Source organism: Legionella feeleii (genome assembly GCF_001467625.1).
GTDB lineage: Bacteria > Pseudomonadota > Gammaproteobacteria > Legionellales > Legionellaceae > Tatlockia > Tatlockia feeleii.
Map to the genome: position 1 here is coordinate 164,692 of NZ_LNYB01000085.1, position 1,103 is coordinate 165,794.

The window sequence follows — 1,103 nt, forward strand, 5'->3', positions numbered from 1 at the left end:
ACTAAAGTTTAGATATAGCGATATTAAACTACCATAAATAAAAATTAAATCCTATTGATAGAAAAAATAAGGCCTTTTAGAAAGATGGTAAAATTATCACAAGGGTGAACTCTCGTGATATATTGATTGCAGATCTATACTGTATTTTTTATGAGCTATCTTAATAATTCGAAACTTACATGGTTTTGTTGAGACTTTGATAAAGAAAGGAGAATCTGAAGGAGGGTAGGGCAGGAGTTAATGGGATTCTCTTGTGGCAATTTTCTTTATATGGCGAGGTTTGATATTTCGATTAATATTTAAACATTACCCGATAATTTCATCTGAACTCAACTCAGTTACTCTCCAATTTGATCTATCAATTCTAATAGGCACTTTTATATGCGGTGGCTCATCATCCATTTGTATGTAGGAATCAGTGCCAACAAAGTTTTTAGGATATATAACAAGACATGGTTCTTTAGTAAGTTTAGAAGGATACAAGATACCTTCTATACCTGATGAATACACAAGATGGCCGAAGATTTGGGAATTTGCAGGTACATCATACCTGCTTGGTTTAATTCTCCATTCAAATGTTAAGAGAGAATCAAGTAGCTTTTTTACAGTTTTAATGGTTTCTGGATTGGGTTCATTTAGTTGATAAGCTTTAGCTTTAAGCTCTTTTGATAAGTTAAATTTTTTAATTAAGTTGAGAAAAGGCTCAAGTGTTTTTTCATTGGTTAAGTCAAAGACTTTATCAAATTTCCCACTAATAGAAACAATTGTTTCAGAAGCGGGGTTTGTTAGCGCCATTTCTCGTGGAGAAAGAATATCGCTTGGTACTTGACCAAGATGTTCTTGTAGGGCTGTATCTTTATTTTTGGCTATGTATAGTGCAGGGAAGGATGGTACTTCAGTATTAACATTTACACCCGTATTAAAACGGCCTCCAATTGTAGTTAAACGTATTCGTTCGGGCAAATACGTGTTGCATTAAAAGGAAAATTAATTAGGCTGGTAGGTTAAAGGGTAAGAGAGCCCTATAGTCTTCTGCTGTTTTGCAAGAGCGGATGTTTTCAAAAAGAGTTTTTAGATAATCAAAGGGATTAAAACGATTAGCT

2 protein-coding genes are annotated in these 1,103 nt (G+C 33.7%); both read right to left on the bottom strand.

Annotated features, from left to right (window positions below; genetic code table 11):
- Nucleotides 1-306: 306 nt before the first annotated feature.
- Nucleotides 307-963, bottom strand: coding sequence for an RES family NAD+ phosphorylase (locus Lfee_RS13040; protein ID WP_058447439.1), 657 nt, complete (start codon nt 961-963; stop codon nt 307-309).
- A 28-nt stretch (nt 964-991) separates the two neighbouring features.
- On the bottom strand, nt 992-1,103 hold a 112-nt coding region (locus tag Lfee_RS17925; RefSeq protein ID WP_193786964.1), incomplete at its 5' end, for a transposase domain-containing protein.